The sequence below is a fragment of the Mycobacterium sp. genome, assembly GCF_035623875.1.
GTDB lineage: Bacteria > Actinomycetota > Actinomycetes > Mycobacteriales > Mycobacteriaceae > Mycobacterium.
Window position 1 is genome coordinate 43,733 of sequence record NZ_DASPSP010000194.1, and the last position, 18,852, is coordinate 62,584.

At 65.0% G+C, this 18,852-nt stretch carries 14 protein-coding genes; 9 read left to right on the forward strand and 5 right to left on the reverse strand.

Annotated elements, in window-relative coordinates; all coding sequences use genetic code 11:
- Positions 1 to 12 precede the first annotated feature (12 nt).
- From VEI45_RS16525 to VEI45_RS16560, 8 genes are all read left to right on the forward strand, one after another.
- A complete protein-coding gene (locus VEI45_RS16525; RefSeq protein ID WP_324855078.1) occupies positions 13 to 1,590 on the forward strand; it encodes an alpha/beta hydrolase in 1,578 nt (525 codons plus the stop codon).
- Between the two features lie 109 nt (positions 1,591 to 1,699).
- Complete coding sequence (locus VEI45_RS16530; RefSeq protein WP_414687508.1) at positions 1,700 to 3,199, forward strand: alpha/beta hydrolase; 1,500 nt, start codon at positions 1,700 to 1,702, stop codon at positions 3,197 to 3,199.
- Between the two features lie 38 nt (positions 3,200 to 3,237).
- Entirely contained in the window at positions 3,238 to 4,575 is a 1,338-nt protein-coding gene (locus VEI45_RS16535; protein WP_324855079.1) for a glutamine synthetase family protein, read from the forward strand.
- Positions 4,576 to 4,648: 73 nt separating this feature from the next.
- Positions 4,649 to 7,627, forward strand: a complete 2,979-nt coding sequence (locus VEI45_RS16540) for a bifunctional [glutamine synthetase] adenylyltransferase/[glutamine synthetase]-adenylyl-L-tyrosine phosphorylase (protein WP_324855081.1) — start codon at positions 4,649 to 4,651, stop codon at positions 7,625 to 7,627.
- A 122-nt stretch (positions 7,628 to 7,749) separates the two neighbouring features.
- Complete coding sequence (locus VEI45_RS16545) at positions 7,750 to 8,361, forward strand: PaaI family thioesterase (RefSeq protein WP_414687509.1); 612 nt, start codon at positions 7,750 to 7,752, stop codon at positions 8,359 to 8,361.
- On the forward strand, positions 8,358 to 9,218 hold the full coding sequence (locus tag VEI45_RS16550; RefSeq protein ID WP_324855125.1) for a TIGR03619 family F420-dependent LLM class oxidoreductase: 861 nt from the start codon (positions 8,358 to 8,360) through the stop codon (positions 9,216 to 9,218). The genes VEI45_RS16545 and VEI45_RS16550 overlap by 4 nt, the downstream gene beginning before the upstream one ends.
- A 58-nt stretch (positions 9,219 to 9,276) precedes the next feature.
- Positions 9,277 to 9,510: a hypothetical protein gene (locus VEI45_RS16555; protein ID WP_324855127.1), complete on the forward strand. Its 234-nt coding sequence runs from the start codon at positions 9,277 to 9,279 to the stop codon at positions 9,508 to 9,510.
- Between the two features lie 110 nt (positions 9,511 to 9,620).
- Entirely contained in the window at positions 9,621 to 10,748 is a 1,128-nt protein-coding gene (locus tag VEI45_RS16560; protein ID WP_324855085.1) for an epoxide hydrolase, read from the forward strand.
- A gap of 9 nt (positions 10,749 to 10,757) precedes the next feature.
- Here VEI45_RS16560 and VEI45_RS16565 read toward each other — a convergent pair whose 3' ends face one another.
- From VEI45_RS16565 to glnA, 5 genes are all read right to left on the reverse strand, one after another.
- Positions 10,758 to 11,189 (reverse strand): DoxX family protein, encoded by a 432-nt coding sequence (locus VEI45_RS16565; RefSeq protein ID WP_324855087.1) that lies wholly within the window; start codon positions 11,187 to 11,189, stop codon positions 10,758 to 10,760.
- A 17-nt stretch (positions 11,190 to 11,206) separates the two neighbouring features.
- Positions 11,207 to 12,661 (reverse strand): aldehyde dehydrogenase family protein, encoded by a 1,455-nt coding sequence (locus VEI45_RS16570; protein ID WP_324855089.1) that lies wholly within the window; start codon positions 12,659 to 12,661, stop codon positions 11,207 to 11,209.
- Positions 12,662 to 12,732: 71 nt separating this feature from the next.
- Entirely contained in the window at positions 12,733 to 14,550 is a 1,818-nt protein-coding gene (locus VEI45_RS16575) for a fatty acyl-AMP ligase (protein ID WP_324855091.1), read from the reverse strand.
- A gap of 39 nt (positions 14,551 to 14,589) precedes the next feature.
- Positions 14,590 to 16,674, reverse strand: coding sequence for a serine/threonine-protein kinase (locus VEI45_RS16580; RefSeq protein ID WP_324855093.1), 2,085 nt, complete (start codon positions 16,672 to 16,674; stop codon positions 14,590 to 14,592).
- A 72-nt stretch (positions 16,675 to 16,746) separates the two neighbouring features.
- Positions 16,747 to 18,183: a type I glutamate--ammonia ligase gene (gene glnA, locus VEI45_RS16585; protein ID WP_324855095.1), complete on the reverse strand. Its 1,437-nt coding sequence runs from the start codon at positions 18,181 to 18,183 to the stop codon at positions 16,747 to 16,749.
- Positions 18,184 to 18,383: 200 nt separating this feature from the next.
- Here glnA and VEI45_RS16590 point away from each other — a divergent pair, with 200 nt between their 5' ends.
- Positions 18,384 to 18,848 (forward strand): RDD family protein, encoded by a 465-nt coding sequence (locus tag VEI45_RS16590; RefSeq protein WP_324855097.1) that lies wholly within the window; start codon positions 18,384 to 18,386, stop codon positions 18,846 to 18,848.
- Positions 18,849 to 18,852 lie beyond the last annotated feature (4 nt).

An 18,852-nucleotide genomic window follows, 5' to 3' on the forward strand; every position in this document is an offset into this window, starting at 1 on the left:
ATGGCAGCATAGGTGGGCATGGGGATCCCTCGCGGCGACAAGATCGCGCGCTCGATGCTGATCTGGACCGTGATGGCCGTAATCGTGGCGACGGTGGCCAGCTGCACCCACGTCACCAATGGGCGTGCGGTGCTGGCCGGGCCAAGGATCGGTCAGCCAGTGGAGTGGGGACCGTGTCGTGTCTCCGGCGGCGGCGGCGGCACCGGGGTGATGAGGCTTCCAGGTGGCGCGCAATGCGGCAAGCTCGCCGTACCCGTCGACTACAGGCACCCCGGCGGCGATGCCACCACATTGGCACTGATCAGGTTTCCGGCGACTCGAGACAAAATCGGGTCGCTGGTCATCAACCCCGGCGGACCCGGCGAGTCCGGCATCGAGGCCGCAGTGGGCCTGCTGCAGTCGTTGTCGCCGCGGGTCCGCGAACGGTTCGACCTGGTCGGATTCGATCCCCGCGGGGTCGCGGCTTCGCGGCCGGCGATCTGGTGTAACTCCGATGCCGACAACGACCGGCTGCGCACCGAGCCGCAAGTGGACTACAGCCCGGCGGGGGTAGCGCATACCGAGGACGAGACCAAGGCGTTCGTCGGCCGTTGCATCGACAAGATGGGCAAGAAGTTTCTGGCGCACGTTGGGACCGTTGACGTCGCCCGTGATCTCGACGCCATCCGCGAAGGCATGGGCGACAGCAAATTGACGTTCCTGGGCTACTCGTATGGAACCCGCATCGGCTCTGCTTATGCCGAGGCCTACCCGAAAAAAGTCCGGGCGATGATCCTCGACGGTGCCGTGGACCCGAATACCAGCTCCATCGAGGCCGACCTGCGGCAGGCCAAGGGTTTTCAGGACGCATTCAACGACTTTGCCAAAGACTGCGCCGAGTCTCCCAGCTGTCCGCTGGGCACCGACCCGGCCAAAGCCGTTGACGTGTACCACAGTTTGGTCGACCCGCTCGTCGACAAGAACAACCCGATGATAGGCAGGCCGGCACGCACCAAAGATCCACGCGGCCTGAGCTACAGCGACGCCATCGTGGGCACCATCATGGCGCTGTATTCGCCGACCTTCTGGCATCACTTGACTGAGGGATTGACCGAGCTGGCCCACCATCACGGCGACACCCTGCTTGAGCTGGCCGACCTGTACATGCGCCGGGACAAGCACGGTCATTACACCGACGCCACTGACGCCAGGGTGGCGATCAACTGCGTCGACGATCTGCCGGTCAAGGATCGCGCCAAGGTCATCGACGAAGACCGCCGCTCGCGCCAGATCGCACCGTTCATGAGCTACGGGAAGTTCACCGGCGACGCACCCTTGGGCACCTGTGCGTTCTGGCCGGTACCGCCGACCAGCAAGCCGCACACTATCTCTGCTCCCGGGCTGGCGCCGACCCTGGTGGTGTCGACCACGCGTGATCCGGCGACGCCGTATCAGGCCGGCGTCGACCTGGCGAGTCAGCTTCACGGCTCTTTGCTCACTTTCGACGGCACCCAGCACACGGTTGTCTTCCAGGGCAACAGCTGTATCGATGACTATGCGACGGAATACCTCGTCAGCGGCACTGTGCCGGCGGAGGGGGCGAAGTGTTAGCTCCGGAGGCGCCGGGCCCAAAACGTAAAGACCGCGCAGGAGATAACGAGACCAAGGTGTGACCATTGGGATCACTACCCGTGGCCGATGCGTGGGACGATTGGCAGCCATGTGGCGCATGAGACGGTTGTGCTCTGCGCTGCTTTCTTTGGTGCTATTGACAGTGGCAGCCGTGGCGACGACGTCGATAGCAGGCGCGACACTAACCTGGGGCAACTGCGGCCGGTTCGTCAGCCACCCTGACGACGTTCCCAGCGCGCAGTGCACCACCGTTCCGGTCCCCATCGACTACGACAACCCCAGTGCCGGCCAAGCTGAGCTCGCGGTTATCCGAATTCCGGCGACTGGTCCGCGGATCGGCGCGCTGCTGGTCAATCCGGGTGGACCCGGGGCATCGGCGGTCGACATGGTCGCCACGCTGGGAGCCGATCTGGCAGGCTCCGAGATCAGCCGCCGCTTCGATTTGGTGGGATTCGATCCCCGCGGCGTCGGCCACTCCACGCCGGCGCTACGCTGCCAGACGGACGCGGAGTTTGACGACTACCGTCGTGAACCGATGGTGGACTACAGCCAGTCCGGCGTAGCACACATCGAAGGCGTGTATCGGCAGCTGGCGCAGCGCTGCCTCAACCGAAATGGCCCGGCGTTCTTGGAAAACGCCGGCACGGCGTCCGTCGCACGCGACATCGATGTGGTGCGCCAGGCGCTGGGCGACGACCAAATCAACTATCTCGGCTTCAGCTACGGCACGAAATTGGGGACCGCCTACGTCGAGCGGTTCGGCGACCACGTTCGCGCCATGGTGCTGGACGGTGCGATCGACCCAGCCGTCGGCCCGATCGAGGAAAACATCAACCAGCAGGCCGGGTTTCAGACTGCGTTCAACGATTACGCGGCGGATTGCGCCCGCTCGTCGGACTGCCCGCTGGGCACCGATCCGGCCCAATGGGGCAACCGCTACCACCAACTTGTCGACCCGCTGGTGAGCAAACCGGCTCAGACGTCGGATCCACGCGGACTGGGTTACGCAGATGCGACCACGGGCACCATCAATGCCCTCTACACCCCGCAGTTCTGGAAATACCTGACCAGCGGTCTGCTCGGTCTGCGTCGCGGCACCGATCCCGGTGACCTGCTGATGCTGGCCGACGAATACTACGGCCGCGACGACAAAGGGCACTACGACAATTCGCAGGACGCGTTCAACGCGGTCCGCTGCGTCGACGCCCCCGCGCCGAAGGACCCTGCGGCCTGGGCGGACGCTGACCGCCGGATGCGCGAAGTTGCGCCGTTCCTGTCCTACGGGCAGTTCACCGGGTATGCGCCCCGCGACCTGTGCGCGCTCTGGCCGGTACCCGCGACGTCCGCGCCGGCGCCGGCAGCGCCCGTCGCTCCGGGCAAAGTCGTCGTCGTGTCCACCACCCACGACCCGGCCACCCCGTATCAGGCAGGCGTGGACCTGGCCCGCGAACTCGGCGCCCCGCTGATCACATATGAGGGCACCCAACACACCGTGGTGTTTAACGGTGACCAATGCGTCGACAACGCGGTGGTCAGCTACTTCGTCGACGGGGTGGCGCCGGGAAACTTACGGTGTTCGGCGCCGTAGTAACACAGAGTTAACTGGCTTTGCATATTGTTCCAGTTATGGATCGACAAAAGGAATTCGTGCTCCGCACGCTGGAGGAACGGGATATCCGGTTCGTCCGGCTGTGGTTCACCGACGTCCTCGGTTTCCTCAAGTCGGTCGCGATCGCCCCGGCCGAGCTTGAGGGCGCCTTCGAGGAAGGCATCGGCTTCGACGGATCGTCCATCGAGGGCTTTGCCCGGGTTTCTGAGTCCGACACGGTAGCTCACCCCGACCCGTCGACCTTTCAGGTGCTGCCCTGGACCTCCCGCTCCGGCCACCACCACTCGGCGCGGATGTTTTGCGACATCACGATGCCGGACGGCTCGCCGTCGTGGGCCGACCCGCGGTATGTGCTGCGACGGCAGCTAGGCAAGGCCAACGACCTCGGCTTCTCTTGCTACGTGCACCCTGAGATCGAGTTCTTCCTGCTGGAACCCGGTCCGGAGGACGGGTCGATACCCATTCCGCTCGACAACGCCGGCTACTTCGACCAGGCGGTGCACAGCGCGTCCAACTTCCGTCGCCATGCGATCGACGCCCTGGAGTTCATGGGCATCTCGGTGGAGTTCAGCCACCACGAAGGGGCGCCCGGTCAGCAAGAGATCGACCTTCGCTTTGCCGACGCACTGTCGATGGCCGACAACGTGATGACGTTCCGTTACGTCATCAAAGAGGTCGCGTTGGAAGAAGGCGCGCGGGCGACGTTCATGCCCAAGCCATTCGGGCAGTACCCCGGCTCGGCCATGCATACCCACATGAGCCTGTTCGAGGGCGAAGTCAACGCGTTCCACAGCCCGGACGATCCGCTGCAACTCTCGGATGTCGCCAAGTCATTCATCGCCGGGATCCTCGAGCACGCAAGCGAGATCAGTGCAGTCACCAACCAATGGGTCAACTCCTACAAGCGGCTGGTGCTCGGCGGCGAAGCGCCCACCGCCGCGTCGTGGGGCGCGGCGAACCGGTCGGCGTTGGTCCGGATTCCGATGTACAGCCCGAACAAGACCTCGTCGCGGCGTATCGAGGTGCGCAGCCCCGACTCGGCGTGCAATCCGTACCTGGCTTTCGCCGTGCTCCTGGCGGCCGGGCTGCGCGGTGTGGAGAAGAATTACGTCCTGGGCCCGCAAGCAGAAGACAACGTCTGGGACCTGACGCCCGAGGAGCGCCGCGCGATGGGTTACCGCGAGCTGCCATCCAGCCTCGACGAAGCGCTTCGTGCAATGGAGAGTTCCGAGCTCGTCGCAGAAGCCCTGGGGGAGCACGTCTTCGACTTCTTCCTGCGCAACAAGCGCACTGAGTGGGCGAACTACCGTCGCCACGTCACACCCTTTGAGCTGAAGACTTACTTGTCTTTATAACCCTCTCTACAGCGTTCCCCGGTAATCGCGCGCCGAGCGCATAGCCAAGTCTCAGGCAATCTGCGCTACGGTCGTGGTCGTGAATCAACCCGTGACGGCGCGGCCGAAAGTTCCCAGCTTCGGCCGGCTCGGGTTGGTCGACGCGCGCGCAGGCGCCAACCTGGCCAAGCTGGGTTGGGACAGCGAAGCGCATGTCGGCGTGCTGTGGTCACTGTCGCGCGCACCGGATGCGGACGCTGCGCTGTGCGCGATGGTACGGCTGGTCGAGGCGCTCGGCGACGACTGGGACGAGCTCAATGCGGCACTGGCGGACGACCGCGGCCTGCGCGGTCGGCTGTTCGCTGTGCTCGGGTCTTCGCTCGCCTTCGGGGATCACCTGGTCGCCAATCCGCAGGCATGGCAGCTGCTGCGGGGCAAAGTGAAGCTGCCGTCCGCCGAGCAGCTGCGGGTTGCCTTTACCGAGTGCCTCTCCGAAACCTCGGATGGCGCAGGCTCGGTGGTCTCGCGGTTACGCATCCTCTACCGCAACCGGGTGCTGGTGCTGGCCGCTCTGGATCTGGCGCCGACAGTCGAGAACGAACCGGTGCTGTCTTTCACCGCAGTCGGTGCTCACCTGACCGACATCGCGGATGCCGCATTGGCGGCCGCGCTGACCCTGGCCGAGACCACCATCTGTGGCGACGCCACACCGCCCCGACTGGCGGTCATCGCGATGGGTAAATGCGGGGCGCGCGAACTGAACTACGTCAGCGACGTCGACGTGATCTTCGTCGCCGAGCACGCCGATGCGGTAACGACCCGGGTAGCCGGCGAGATGATGCGGGTGGCTTCCGAAGCCTTTTTCCAGGTCGACGCCGCGCTGCGCCCGGAGGGCCGCCACGGCGAGCTGGTCCGGACCCTCGACTCGCATGTCGCTTATTACCACCAGTGGGCCAAGACCTGGGAGTTCCAGGCGCTGCTGAAAGCCCGGCCGGCGGTCGGGGACGCGGAGTTGGGCAAGCAGTACATCGCCGCATTAATGCCGATGGTGTGGACCGCCTGCGAGCGTGAACACTTCGTCAGCGAGGTTCAGGCGATGCGGCGGCGGGTCGAGCAACTGGTGCCCGCCGATGTCCGGAGTCGCGAGATCAAGCTCGGTAGCGGCGGGCTGCGTGACGTCGAGTTCGCGGTGCAGCTGCTGCAATTGGTGCACGGTCGCACCGACGAGTCATTGCACGTGGCGTCCACGGTGGACGCGTTGGCCGCACTGGGGGCTGGCGGCTATGTCGGGCGCGACGACACGGCGAACCTGACGGCCTCCTACGAGTTCCTCCGGCTGCTCGAACACCGGCTGCAGTTGCAGCGCCTCAAACGCACTCATATGTTGCCGGCCTTTGACGACGACGAGGCACTGCGCTGGTTGGCGCGAGCGGCTCATATCCGGCCCGACGGGAGCCACGACGCGCTGGGTGTGCTGCGCGAAGAGCTGAAACACCAAAGCCTGCGGGTGTCGCGGCTGCACGCCAAACTGTTCTATCAACCGCTGCTGGAATCGCTTGCGCCGGAAGGCTTGGAGTTCTCCCACGGCATGACGCCGGCCGCTGCAGAGCGCCAGCTGGCCGCACTCGGCTACGACGCTCCGCAGAGCGCGCTGACCCACCTGTCCGCGCTGATCAACCAGAGCGGCCGTCGTGGTCGGGTGCAGTCGGTGCTGCTACCCAGGTTGTTGGACTGGTTGTCCGACACCCCCGATCCGGACAGTGGGCTCTTGGCCTATCGCAGGATCAGCGAGGCCATGGTCGTGCACCGCTGGTACCTGTCCACGCTGCGGGACAAGCCGGCGGTGGCCAAGCGGCTGATGCATGTGCTCGGCACCTCGGCCTATGTGCCGGACCTGCTGATGCGTGCCCCGGAGATCATCCAGCAATACAGTGATGGGCACTCCGGGCCGAAGCTGCTTGATGTCGACCCCGAGACGGTGGCCGGTGCGTTGGTGGCCTCGGCGGGCCGACAAAACGACCCGGCCCGGGCCATTGCCGTCGCCCGCTCGCTGCGCCGGCGTGAGCTGGCCCGCGTCGCCTCCGCCGATCTGCTCGGCATGCTCGAGGTCACCGAGGTCTGCGCCGCGCTCACCTCGGTGTGGGTAGCGGTGCTGCAGGCCGCCCTGAACGCGGTGATCCGCGCCAACCTGCCCGACATCGGTGCGGCCCCGGCTGCCATCGCGGTGATCGGGATGGGCCGGTTAGGCGGCCGCGAGCTGGGCTACGGGTCCGACGCCGACGTGCTGTTCGTCTGCGAACCGGCCGCCGGCGTCGAGGATTCGAAGGCGGTGCGCTGGGCGGCGTCGGTGGCCGAGCAGGTTCGGGCGCTGTTGGGCACCGCAAGTGCGGATCCACCCTTGGAGATCGACGCCAGCCTGCGACCCGAGGGCCGCAGTGGTCCACTGGTCCGCACACTCGCGTCGTATGCCGCCTACTACGAGCAATGGGCGGAGCCCTGGGAAATTCAGGCGTTGCTACGCGCGGACGCGGTCGCCGGTGACGCTGATCTCGGCCAGCGATTCCTGTTGATGGCCGACAAGACGCGTTATCCCGCCGGCGGGGTATCCCCAAAGGCGGTGCTCGAAATCCGGCGGATGAAAGCCCGGGTGGACTCCGAACGGCTACCGCGCGGCGCCGACCCCACGACCCACACCAAGCTGGGCCGCGGCGGCCTGGCGGATATCGAGTGGACTGTGCAGCTGCTTCAGCTGCGGTACGCCAGCGAGATCGAGGCCCTGCACAACACCTCCACGCTGCAGAGCCTGGACGCCATCGCAGCCGCCGAACTGATCCCCGCCGAAGACGCAGAGCTGCTGCGGCAAGCGTGGCTGATGGTAACTCGGGCCCGCAACGCGCTGGTGCTGGTTCGGGGTAAGCCGACCGATCAGTTGCCGGGACCCGGACGCCAGCTCAACAGCGTCGCGGTCGCCGCCGGCTGGGAAAAGAACGGCGACGGCGGCGCATTTTTGGACCACTACCTACGCCTGACCCGCCGTGCAAAAGCCGTCGTGCACAAGGTGTTCGATGAATGAGCCAGCCCCGGCTGCGAGCCACCACGCAGCTCGGTGTTAGTAAGGACGCATAGGCCGGCTAGTCCAGAACGCCCGCCACTAGCGCCAGGAGGCGGGTTTTGGTGGAGATACCTTACGAGGTGATGAGCTCCGACGAGCATGAGCGGCTCGCCGGGCTGTACGGTCCGCTGACCGACGCGGTTCGCGAGCTCATCGACGCCACCATCCGCACCGAGGCCGACCAGGACGCCCTCAGCGCCGCGCGGACCGCGATCCAGGCGGCGACGGACGCCTTGCGCAGTAGGCAGCGTGATGAAAAGCAGGTGGTCCGATACGCGACGGGCGGTCGGCCGGTCGTCTGGAGCAACGCGGTGATCGGCCTGCGCAACCCGATCGCCCCGCCGCTGACCATCCAACACAACGACGATGGCACCCAATGCTGGAGTGAGTTCACCCTCAACGGGGCATACGAGGGGCCGCCCGGACTGGTGCATGGTGGCGTGTGCGCCCTGGTGCTCGACCACGTGCTCGGCGAGGCCGCCAGTGAGGGCCTGACCAAACCGCTGTTCACCGGAACGCTCACCGTGAGATTTGTGCGTGGCACTCCACTGGGCAGGCTTCGCGCCGAAGCTGTCGTCGAGCGCACTGAAGGAGTCAAATCCTTTGTGTCCGGCCGTCTTTCCGACGCCGAGGGAATCACCGTCGAAGCGGAAGGGATTTTCATCAAGCCGGCATGGGCGCGGGACCCCGGATGAAGTTCTACATCAGCAGCGCATACCTGAACACCCGAGAGATCGTGGAGGTCGCCAGGGCCGCCGACGACCTCGGCTACGACGGCATCGGGATCCCCGACCACATCGTGAACCTGGAAACCCTGAGCACCCCGTACCCCTACACCAAGGACGGCCAGCGCCGCTGGCAGCCCTTCACCGAGTGGCCTGATCCGTGGGTGCTGGTCGGCGCGCTTGCCCAGGTCACGACGCGGCTGAAGTTCGTCACCACGGTCTACATTCCGGCGATGCGCAACCCCTACTCGGCGGCGAAAGCCATCGGAACCGCCGCATATCTCGCCGACGGGAGGGTGGAGCTCGGTGTTGGTGTCGGCTGGTGTGCCGACGAGTTTGCCTTGATGCAGCAGCCATTCTCCGACCGGGGCAAACGCACCGACGAGATGCTCGATCTGATGCGAGCGCTGTGGTCACCGGACTGGACCGAGTTCGACGGCGAGTTCTATCAGACGCCGAGGTTGGAGATGGAACCGACGCCGCCGCGAATACCCATCTATGTCGGTGGGCTCAGCGAGACCGCGCTGCGCCGCGCAGCCCGCTACGACGGCTGGATCGGCGACTTGATCAAGACCGACCGCGCGATCGCTGCGGCAGCCCGGTTGCGTGAGCTTCGGATCGAAAACGATTTGCCTGTCAACGATTTCACCATCCTCACTCCGTTGACCGACGCCATCGCGATCGCCGACTACCAGCGCGCTGAGGATGCCGGCATCACCGGCATCCTGACCGTGCCGTGGATGTTCTACACCGGGCCGGATGCCACGCTGGCCGAGAAGGTGGACGGCATGAAGAAGTTCCGCAAGGATCTCGCGCTCGATGGATGACCGGCCTGTGGTGGTCAAAGCGTTCCATCGCCGGATGGTTTGGCATAACGTGTCTGGGGTGGAGTTACACGGAAACCCCGAATTAGTGCCGGTAGAGGCATTGCGCTCAGGTGACCCGATAACCGACGTCCACGGTGGCGGCCAGCATTACACAGTCCTCGAGTCGAAGGCTTTCGACGAGAGCTGCGTGGTCCTCGAACTTGAGTCGAAAGCCAACGACCAGCTTCGAGTGATCGAGATGTCCTTCCCGGTCGGCTACTACATGGGCCGGTCGCCTCGGCGCATTCTCTGACGCCACGGCGTCCGGCTGATTCGGGGGCCTGGGAGAAAACGTCGCGTCGGCGCGACGATCTGCCCGCTCGGCGGCACCTGGCGCTCACCTCTGCCTGCACTATGAACGGTATGTCCGAACTCAAGCAGTTTCGCATCGATGTCCCAACCGAAGTTCTCGACGATCTGCGGGCCCGCCTGGCGCAGACCCGTTGGCCGGAAGTCGAGTGTGTCGACGACTGGAGTCAGGGCATTCCGTTGGCCTACACCCGCGAACTGGCGGCTTACTGGGCCGACGGTTACGACTGGCGCGCTCGCGAAGTCGCGTTGAACCGATTCGATCAGTTCATCACCGAAATCGACGGCCTCGATATCCATTTCATTCACCAGCGATCGCCGCACGCGGACGCTCTGCCGCTGGTGATCACCCACGGCTGGCCCGGATCGATCGCGGAGTTTCAGAAGGTGATCGAGCCGCTGGTCAATCCGGCGTCGGGACGCCCCGAGGATGCATTCCACGTAGTGTGCCCGTCACTGCCCGGATATGGGTTTTCGGGCAAGCCCGCCGAGACCGGATGGGGCGTCGGCAAGATCGCGCAGGCGTGGGAGACGCTCATGCTGCGCCTTGGCTATGAGCGCTACGGCGCGCAAGGCGGGGACTGGGGAGCGGCGGTCACGACGCAAATCGGCCGCAACGGCGGCCACTGCAGCGCGATCCATCTGAACATGCCGATCGCCCGGCCCGCGGCGGGGTCCGGCGGCGATCTCACCGAAGACGAGCAACAAGGGCTGGCGGCATACGCAGAGCACCGCCAATGGGGAACCGGCTATTCCAAGCAGCAATCCACCCGGCCGCAGACGCTCGGTTATGGACTAGTCGACTCGCCGGTAGGGCAACTGGCCTGGATCGTCGAGAAGTTCTGGGCGTGGACGGACTGCGACGGGCATCCGGAAAATGCGCTCAGCCGCGATGAACTGCTCGACAACGTGATGCTGTATTGGGCCACCGCGAGTGGCGCATCGTCAGCGCGCCTGTACTGGGAGAGTTTCAACAACTTGGTCACGGACGGCCGCGTCGAACTGCCCACCGGCGTCGCAGTGTTTCCCAAGGAAATCCTGCGTACTCCGCGACGCTGGTGCGAGGCCGCCTACAACGTCAGGCACTGGTCGACGATGCCGCGCGGCGGGCACTTCGCGGCATTCGAGCAGCCGGATCTGTTTGTCGGCGACGTCCGCGCCTTCTTCGCGACGGTCCGGTAAGTACTTCAGTCAGCGCCGCAGGCGCCGGAAGCGATTTCTCTGCCCGCCGCCGCGGCGGTCATCCAGCGCGTAGGCGCCGCCGCCGGCGAAGATCAACAGGAAGAAGACAAAGCAGTACATCACGGCGGCTTCACCATGGTTGTTGATCGGGAAGAACCCCTGCGGCAGGTGCACGGTGAAGTAGGCGACCGCCATTTGGCCGCAGGCCACAAAGGCGGCGGCCCGGGTGAATAGGCCCGGGATGATCAGCGCGCTGGTGATTACTTCGATCCAACCCGCGTAATAGGTCGGCCATTGGCCCACCGGAGCTTGGTGATGAGCCGGCCAGCCAATCAGTGTCGATAGGCCTTCGCAAAGAAACAGCAGACCGAACACCACCCGGAAAACCGCGAGGGCAATCGGGTAACACGAATTGAGCCGTGCCTCGAGATTGCGCGTCATGCGCCGACGATACGTGCTTACAGCTGAGCCCAGACCGACTTGGTCTTCATGTAGGCCTCGATGCCCTCCCGGCCGAACTCGTGGCCCCAGCCGGACTGCTTGTAACCGCCGAACGGCACGTCGTGGTCAAAGACCAACTGGCAGTTCACCTGAACGCTGCCCGCCTGCAGTCGCTTGACGATCCTGTGGGCGCGGCCAACGTTTTCCGTCCAGGCGGTGGCCGCCAGGCCGTAGGTGGTGTCATTGGCCATGGCCACGGCCTCGTCTTCGTCGTCGAACGGCAGGATGCTGACCACCGGTCCGAAGATCTCCTGCTGGTACAGCCGCATGCCGGGGTCGACGTTGGTCAGCACTGTCGGGTGCACGAAGTAGCCCCTGCGGTCCAAACGGTAGCCGCCGGTGACCACTTCAACGCCGTCGCTGCGGCCCTCTTCGATGAAGCCCATGACGCGGGTCAGCTGCTTTTGGCTGATCAGCGGGCCGCTGACGCAGCCCTCCTCGCTGGGCGCGCCCAGCTTGAACGTATTCGCCATCAGCGCAATGCCTTCCACGACCCGGTCGTACACGCCGCGCTGCACGAAGATCCGCGACCCGCATACACAGCCCTGGCCGGAGTGCACGAAGATGCCCAGCGACGCCATCAGGATGGCCTTGTCCATGTCGGCGTCGTCGAAGATCAGCACCGGCGACTTCCCGCCAAGTTCCAGCATGACCTTCTTCAGGTTGCCTGCGGACGCCCGCACGATCTCCTTGCCGACCTCGGTCGATCCGGTGAAGGCGACCTTCTCGACGTCGGGATGGGCGGTGATCGCGGCACCCGCCGTGTGGCCGTAGCCGGTCAGCAGGTTGACGACACCCTCGGGTACGCCGGCCTCGTGTACCAGCCTGTCGAGCAGCAGCGCCGAAAGGGGTGTTTCCTCAGCGGGTTTCACGAGCATGCTGCAGCCCGCGGCGAGGGCCGGCGCGAGTTTTGCGCTCGCATTGAAGATCGGGCCGTTCCACGGGAAGATCAGCCCGACCACTCCGAAGGGTTCCTTGAGGGTGTAGGCGTGCATGTTGACGAAGGTGTCCGTTGCGATGCCGTCAGTCTTCACGTCGTATGCGACGCCGTTGAGTTTCGAACACCAACCGGCGTAGTAGCGGAAGAACTCCGAGCAGGTGGACATCTGCAACTGCGCCTGCATCAGTGGCATGCCGGTGTTCAGCGAGTCGAGCTGGGCGAACTCTTTGGCGTGTTCGTCGATCAAGTCCGCGATGCGCCACATGATCTTGGCCCGCTCGCGACCCGGCAGCTGGGACCAGGCGCCCGACTCGAAAGCCACTTTCGCGCGCGCGACCGCATCGTTGACCGCTTCCGTCCCGCAGTCGGTGAACTCGGTGATCGGCTCCTCGGTTGCGGGATCGATGACTTGAATGACGTCACCGGCGCCGGGGCGCTTGCGGAGGTCGTCCAGTACCGTCTGCAGCGTCATCTGATCCCTTTCGTAGCTTGGTGCTGAGCACCTGCTTAGCATCGTCGGCGCTGCGCGGTCAAGATCGGTGACTAGCGCGCGCCCAGCGTGCCCTTGAGGTACTGGGCACAGCAGGCGCGGCGGGCCAGCTTGCCGCTGGTGGTGCGAGGGATAGCGCCCGCCGGCAGCAATAGCACATCGCTCACGCTGAGATGATGCCGGTGCGACACGGCCTGCCTGATCGCCTCAAGCGCCGGTTGGGGATCGACCCGGCTGGTGCCCGCGGCCCGCTCGGCGACGATCACCAGCCGTTGGCCGCCATTGTCGGCCGGCACGGAGAACGCCGTCGCGTAGCCACGACGTACGACCGGCGAGGCCTCCGCGGCGGTGGCCTCGATATCCTGTGGATAGTGGCTACGGCCTTCGATCGTCATCAGATCGGCGATGCGGCCGGTGACGTAGAGCTCGCCGTCGAGATAGACACCGAGGTCCCCGGTGCGCAGCCAGCTGCCTTCGACGGTCGAGCCGTCCGCGTGGCTGCCTTCCCCGAGCCACGATCTCAGTTTGGCGCCGAAGGTCGCCCGGGTCTCGTCGGGCATTCCCCAATAGCCCCGACCAATGTTGTTGCCCTGCAACCAGATTTCGCCGACCGCACCGTCGGGCAATTCGGACCCGGTATCGGGGTCGACGATCACGGCCCACTGGCTGCGAGCCACCTGGCCGCAGGACACCTGCGCGACGGCGTTCGGGGCATCCGCCGGGACGCGTACCGCGTGTCCGGCGCCCAGTTGCTCACGGCCGAAATAGACCACCGCCGCCTCGGCCTCGGGCGCAATCGTCGCAACGAACAGAGTTCCCTCGGCTATGCCGTACGAGGGTTTGAACGCTGTGCGCGGTAACCCGTAGGGCGCAAACGCCTTAGTGAATGTTCTGATCGCATCGATGCTGACCGGTTCGGAACCGATGATCATCACCACGTTGCGCAGATCGATGTCGTCACCTTGCGCGGGCAGGCCGCGTTGCGCGGTCCACTCGTAGGCGAAGTTCGGCGCGGCGGTGACCACGCGGCCTTCCCGCGAGCCGGCGGACAAGGCATGGATCCACCGCTGTGGCCTTCGGACGAACGCCGTCGGCGACATCAGCGTGGAATGTCCTCCGTACACCGCCGGGAAACCGATCATCGACAAACCCATGTCGTGGTAGAGCGGTAACCAACTGACGCCGTGGGTGTTTCGGTCCAGCAGGTTGATCGACAGAATCATCTGCACCAGGTTGGTTCCGACCGCGCGATGGGTGACTTCCACACCGACCGGCGACCGCGTTGAGCCCGAGGTGTACTGCAGGTGAGAAACGTCGTCTAGGCCGAGTTCGGTGGGGACGAACAGTTCTCCTGCAGCGGCGGGGATCTGATCGATGACGACGACGTGCGGCCGGCGGCGCTCGGGGAGGTTGGCCAAGAAGCTGTCGACCGACTCTTTTGCCGCCGTTGTCGTGAGCACCAGCGTGGGCTCCGAATCACGAAGCGCCGTATCGAGACGTTCGGCGTGGCCGGGCAATTCGGGGGCGAACAACGGCACCGCGATGGCCCCTGCCTTGACTGCCGCGTAGAAACCCGCAACGTAGTCGATGCCCTGCGGCGCGAGGATCGCAACCCGCTCACCGCGACCTGCGACTTGTTGCACGCGCGCGCCGATGGCTTGCAGCCTGGTCCCGAACTGGGTCCAGCTCACTTCCTCGGTCTGCACGCCGGCCGCGCGAGCGTGATCCAGGTAGCGATACGCCGTCGCTTCACCGATATTCGCGATGTTGCGGTCGATGAGGGATATGAGCGTGGCACCCGGGGGCAATGCGACGCCGCCCTGCGGGTCCAGGCATTCTTCGATTTGTAGCAGCCCGCTACCGCTATCCATAACCGAAAGTCTAGGTGCGCAGCGGATAACCTCAGCCGATCATCTACCTGCACGGGCCGGTGGCGACGCCGGTGCAGGCGGAGCCTCGAACAACGCTGGATCGGCCACGATGACGCTCGGCGCTACATCGCCCGTGCGTGTCGCAACAAACGGCGTCCGGTAGACCGTTCCTTGGTTGCCGCATTCGTTGGTGAGAATGGTGCCTATCTCAGTGCCTCGAAGCGTCCCATCGGGCTGTGGCTCCAGGGACCAAAGGCGCGTCTCGTCGTCGGTGACCGGTTTTGTTGTTCCGTCACACTGCATTGGTGCCTGAAGGTCAGGCGTGCCTTGCCAACGGCCGTCGGCGAAATGGAGAACGTTTGTCGTGCCAGTGCCCTCTTGCTGGTTGGAATCGGCCAACTCAGACCCTGCGGCAGCGCATCCGGTCGGCGTACATGCGGAGCGATAAGCCCACCACTGGGTGACGGCGGCGCCGAGGCCGGTCTTCGTCCCGTTGATCGTTTGATTCTGCAGATCGAAGTCCACGCGGTAAGTGCCGTCGAGGACGGGACCCGCGACGTGTGGGGGTGCGGTGCTGGTCGACGGCGCGATGGTGACTGTCGCCGGATCGGCGACCGCCACGCCGCTCGGCACATCGCCGACGCGGGTCGCGACGACGGGAGCCACGGCCACCTGTCCTTGAAGGCCGCACTCGTTGGTGAGTGCGATGCCAGTCATCACGCCTCGAAGTGTGCCGCCGGGCTGTGGCCCCAACGACCACGTCAGCATGACGGTATTAGCGCCTTCGACGACTTGATCGTCTGCGCCAAGGCAGCGCTTCTGGGCGATTCGGCGCTTAACGGGCGCGGATTGCCATTGGCCGTCAACGAAACGGTAATCGGCTGACTGGGCTGGGGTGTGCGCCACTTGGCGGTTGTTGTTATCCAGTCGGGTCGCGCTGGCAACGCATCCCGTAGATCTGCACGATGAGTGAAAGGCCCACCAAGCGGCGTTGTCGGCGGTATGTACGGCGTATGGGGCGCCGTTGATTGTTTGCTTCTCATAGTCGTAGTTGAAGCGGTAGGTACCGTCGAGAACTGCGGCGGGTGGAGCCGGCGCGCTGGCTGCCGGGGCGGAGGCGGTGTTCCTCGTCGGCTGCATCAGATAGCCGACGGCGCCGATGGCGGCGACCAACACCGCCGCAATCGACGCTCCGAGCGTGATCCGAGATCGCTTGCGGCGCTGCGGCTTCGGCGTCTCGGACCTCATGATCGGCGCAGCGACCGTAGTAACGGCCCCGGCCTCGATGTCGGCCCGCTGGGTGAGGGCCGCGGCGAAGTCGCGGCATTGTTCGAACCGGTCGGCAGGGTCCTTCGCGAGCGCCCGCGAAAACACCTCATCGAGGTTCGCCAACTCCGGACGATGATCGCTCAGCTTTGGTAGTGGTGCGGTGAGATGTCGGCTGATGACGGCCACCGGGTTGGAATGCGGATACGGCGGCCCACCAGTGAGAAGGTGAAACGCGGTGGCCGCCAGCGCATATTGATCGGCTCGCCCATCGATGTCTACACCCATCAACTGTTCAGGCGCGGCGTAGGCGAGTGTGCCCACGGTGAAATTGGTTGCGGTAAGTCCGCTGATGTCAGCAAGTGGTCGTGCAATACCGAAGTCGGCCAACAATATCCGGCGCTTGCCGTCGTCAGGATCGGTGAGCAAGATGTTCGCGGGCTTGACATCGCGGTGCAGCAGGCCCTGGCTGTGTGCGTAGTCGAGTGCGGCGGCGACGGCGGCGACGATGTCGCACACGTCCTCTACCGGCATCCCGGCCGGATAGCGGTTTTTGACTAGCTGCGCGGCGTCGGTGCCGTCGACGTAGTCCATCGCGATCCAGAGGTGACCATCGAACTCGCCGCGATCATGGACCGCGACAATGTTCGGGTGCCACAGCGCGGCGGCCAGGTCGGCTTCGCGCTGAAACCTTTCCCGGAAGTTGCCGTCGGCTGTTATTGCCTCGGAAAGGACTTTCAGAGCATCGCGGCGCGGCAACCTTGGATGCTGAGCAAGGTAGACCTCGGCCATCCCGCCAGAACCCAGCAGTCGCAGGATTGTGTACCCCGCGATGATCGTCCCAGCCGGCACTGACATGGGCGGATGGTACCGTCGCCCCAACGGCCGTGGCCTAAATTCGCCCGCCGCAGGTCAGCAGGTTGGCCCGCGTTACACGTCGAAGTACAGCGCGAATTCGTACGGATGCGGCCGGATGTTGACCGGGTCGATCTCGTTCTCGCGCTTGAAGCTGATCCATGTCTCGATCAGGTCGGGCGTGAAAACGCCTCCCTCGGTGAGGTATTCGTGGTCCGCTTCGAGACGGTCGATCACATCGGACAGCTGGGTCGGCGTCTGCGGGATGCTCGCGGCCTCTTCTGGCGGCAGTTCGTAGAGATCCTTGTCGACCGGCGCCTGCGGCTCGATCTTCTTCTTGATGCCGTCCAGGCCCGCCATCATCATCGCCGAGAACGCCAGATAGGGGTTGCCCGACGCGTCGGGGCTCCGGAACTCCAGCCGCTTGGCCTTCGGGTTGTTGCCGGTGACGGGGATGCGCACGCACGCCGACCGGTTGCGCTGGCTGTACACCAGATTGATCGGGGCTTCATAGCCCGGCACCAGCCGCTTGTAGGAGTTGACCGTCGGGTTGGTGAACGCCAGCAGCGACGGCGCGTGGTGCAACAGGCCGCCGATGTAGTGGCGGGCGAGATCCGACAGACCGGCATAGCCCGTCTCGTCGTACATCAGCGGGCTGCCGTCCTTCCAGAGCGACTGGTGGCAGTGCATACCAGAGCCGTTGTCGCCGAACAACGGCTTGGGCATGAACGTAACGGTCTTGCCGTTCTGCCACGCGGTGTTCTTGATGATGTACTTGTACAACTGCGCATCGTCCGCGGCGTGCAGCAGCGAGTTGAACTGATAATTGATCTCGGCCTGCCCGCCACTGCCCACCTCGTGGTGGCCTTTTTCCAGCGTGAAGCCGGCGTTGATCAGGTTGGTCAGCATCTTGTCGCGCAGGTCGACGTACTGGTCGTTCGGGGCCACCGGGAAGTATCCGCCCTTGTGGCGGACCTTGTAGCCGCGGTTGGCGCTGCCGTCAGCCTCGGTCGCGTTGCCGGTGTTCCACCACCCCGAGATCGCGTCCACCTCGTAGAACGCGCCGTTGGCGCGCGAGTCGAAGCTCACCGAGTCGAAGATGTAGAACTCGGCCTCGGCGCCGAAGTAGGCGGTGTCGGCGATGCCGGTGCTATTCAGGTAGTTCTCCGCCTTGCGGGCGACGTTGCGCGGATCGCGTGAGTAGGCCTCAAGGGTGAACGGGTCGTGCACGAAGAAGTTGAGGTTCAGCGTCTTCGCTTCGCGGAACGGGTCGAGCTGGACGGTGTCGGGGTCAGGAATCAAGAGCATGTCCGACTCGTGGATCGCCTGGAAGCCGCGAATCGATGAGCCGTCGAAGGCGATCCCATCCTTGAACACGCCCCGGTCGAACCCCGACGCCGGGATCGTGAAGTGTTGCATGACGCCGGGCAGATCGCAGAACCGGACGTCGACGTACTCGACCTTCTGATCCTTGATGATTTTGATGATGTCATCGGCCGTCTTTGCGGACACCGAAGCGCTCTCCTTTACTGTGGGCCTCGAAGAATCTACTGCGGTCATTGAAGCGCTCTCCTTTACCTGGCCGTGACGGTTCGCCCGACCAGACGCTATGGACGCGGTGTTGCCTGGGAGTCAACCCTGCGTTGCGCCGACGTTACGCGACGTCGCGGTTCGCCGCCGAGTCAGGGCAGACCTAACCTTATTGTGGGGTCATGGCCCGCAGCAACCGATCTTGGCTTTCCGGTCCCGGGCCGCTCGAATCGGGTCCGCCGCAGGGATATCCGGGTGAGAAGCTCGGATTGCCCGAGCGTGGCCCTGGTTCGTTGGCCCGCCTGGGTCGCCGGCTCGCAGCGCTGCTCGTTGACTGGTTGCTCGCCTACGGGCTGGCTGCCCTCGGTATGACGCTCGGGCTGATCTCGCCGAGGATGCTATCGACGGCGGTTTTGCTGATCTGGCTGGCACTGGGAGTGGTCGCCGTCCGGTTGTTCGAGTTCACCCCGGGCCAGTTCGCGCTGGGACTTCGGGTGGCGTCCGTCGATGAACGGCGCCACGTCGGTTTAGGCCGCGCCGTGGTGCGCGGGGCGATGATTGCGCTCGTTATCCCCGCACTGTTCGTCGACGTCGACGGCCGGGGGCTGCAGGACCGCCTGACCGGCACCGCCGTCGTGCGGCGCTGAGTTG

What these genes read in the sequence shown, in the direction of transcription:
- VEI45_RS16530 (WP_414687508.1), top strand. Translation starts at nt 1,700, where the DNA reads ATGTGGCGCATGAGACGGTTGTGCTCTGCGCTGCTTTCTTTGGTGCTA.
- VEI45_RS16545 (WP_414687509.1), top strand. Translation starts at nt 7,750, where the DNA reads ATGAGCTCCGACGAGCATGAGCGGCTCGCCGGGCTGTACGGTCCGCTG.
- VEI45_RS16590 (WP_324855097.1), top strand. Translation starts at nt 18,384, where the DNA reads ATGGCCCGCAGCAACCGATCTTGGCTTTCCGGTCCCGGGCCGCTCGAA.
- VEI45_RS16580 (WP_324855093.1), bottom strand. Translation starts at nt 16,674, where the DNA reads ATGTCAGTGCCGGCTGGGACGATCATCGCGGGGTACACAATCCTGCGA.
- VEI45_RS16535 (WP_324855079.1), top strand. Translation starts at nt 3,238, where the DNA reads ATGGATCGACAAAAGGAATTCGTGCTCCGCACGCTGGAGGAACGGGAT.
- VEI45_RS16565 (WP_324855087.1), bottom strand. Translation starts at nt 11,189, where the DNA reads ATGACGCGCAATCTCGAGGCACGGCTCAATTCGTGTTACCCGATTGCC.
- VEI45_RS16570 (WP_324855089.1), bottom strand. Translation starts at nt 12,661, where the DNA reads ATGACGCTGCAGACGGTACTGGACGACCTCCGCAAGCGCCCCGGCGCC.
- VEI45_RS16550 (WP_324855125.1), top strand. Translation starts at nt 8,358, where the DNA reads ATGAAGTTCTACATCAGCAGCGCATACCTGAACACCCGAGAGATCGTG.
- VEI45_RS16560 (WP_324855085.1), top strand. Translation starts at nt 9,621, where the DNA reads ATGTCCGAACTCAAGCAGTTTCGCATCGATGTCCCAACCGAAGTTCTC.
- VEI45_RS16575 (WP_324855091.1), bottom strand. Translation starts at nt 14,550, where the DNA reads ATGGATAGCGGTAGCGGGCTGCTACAAATCGAAGAATGCCTGGACCCG.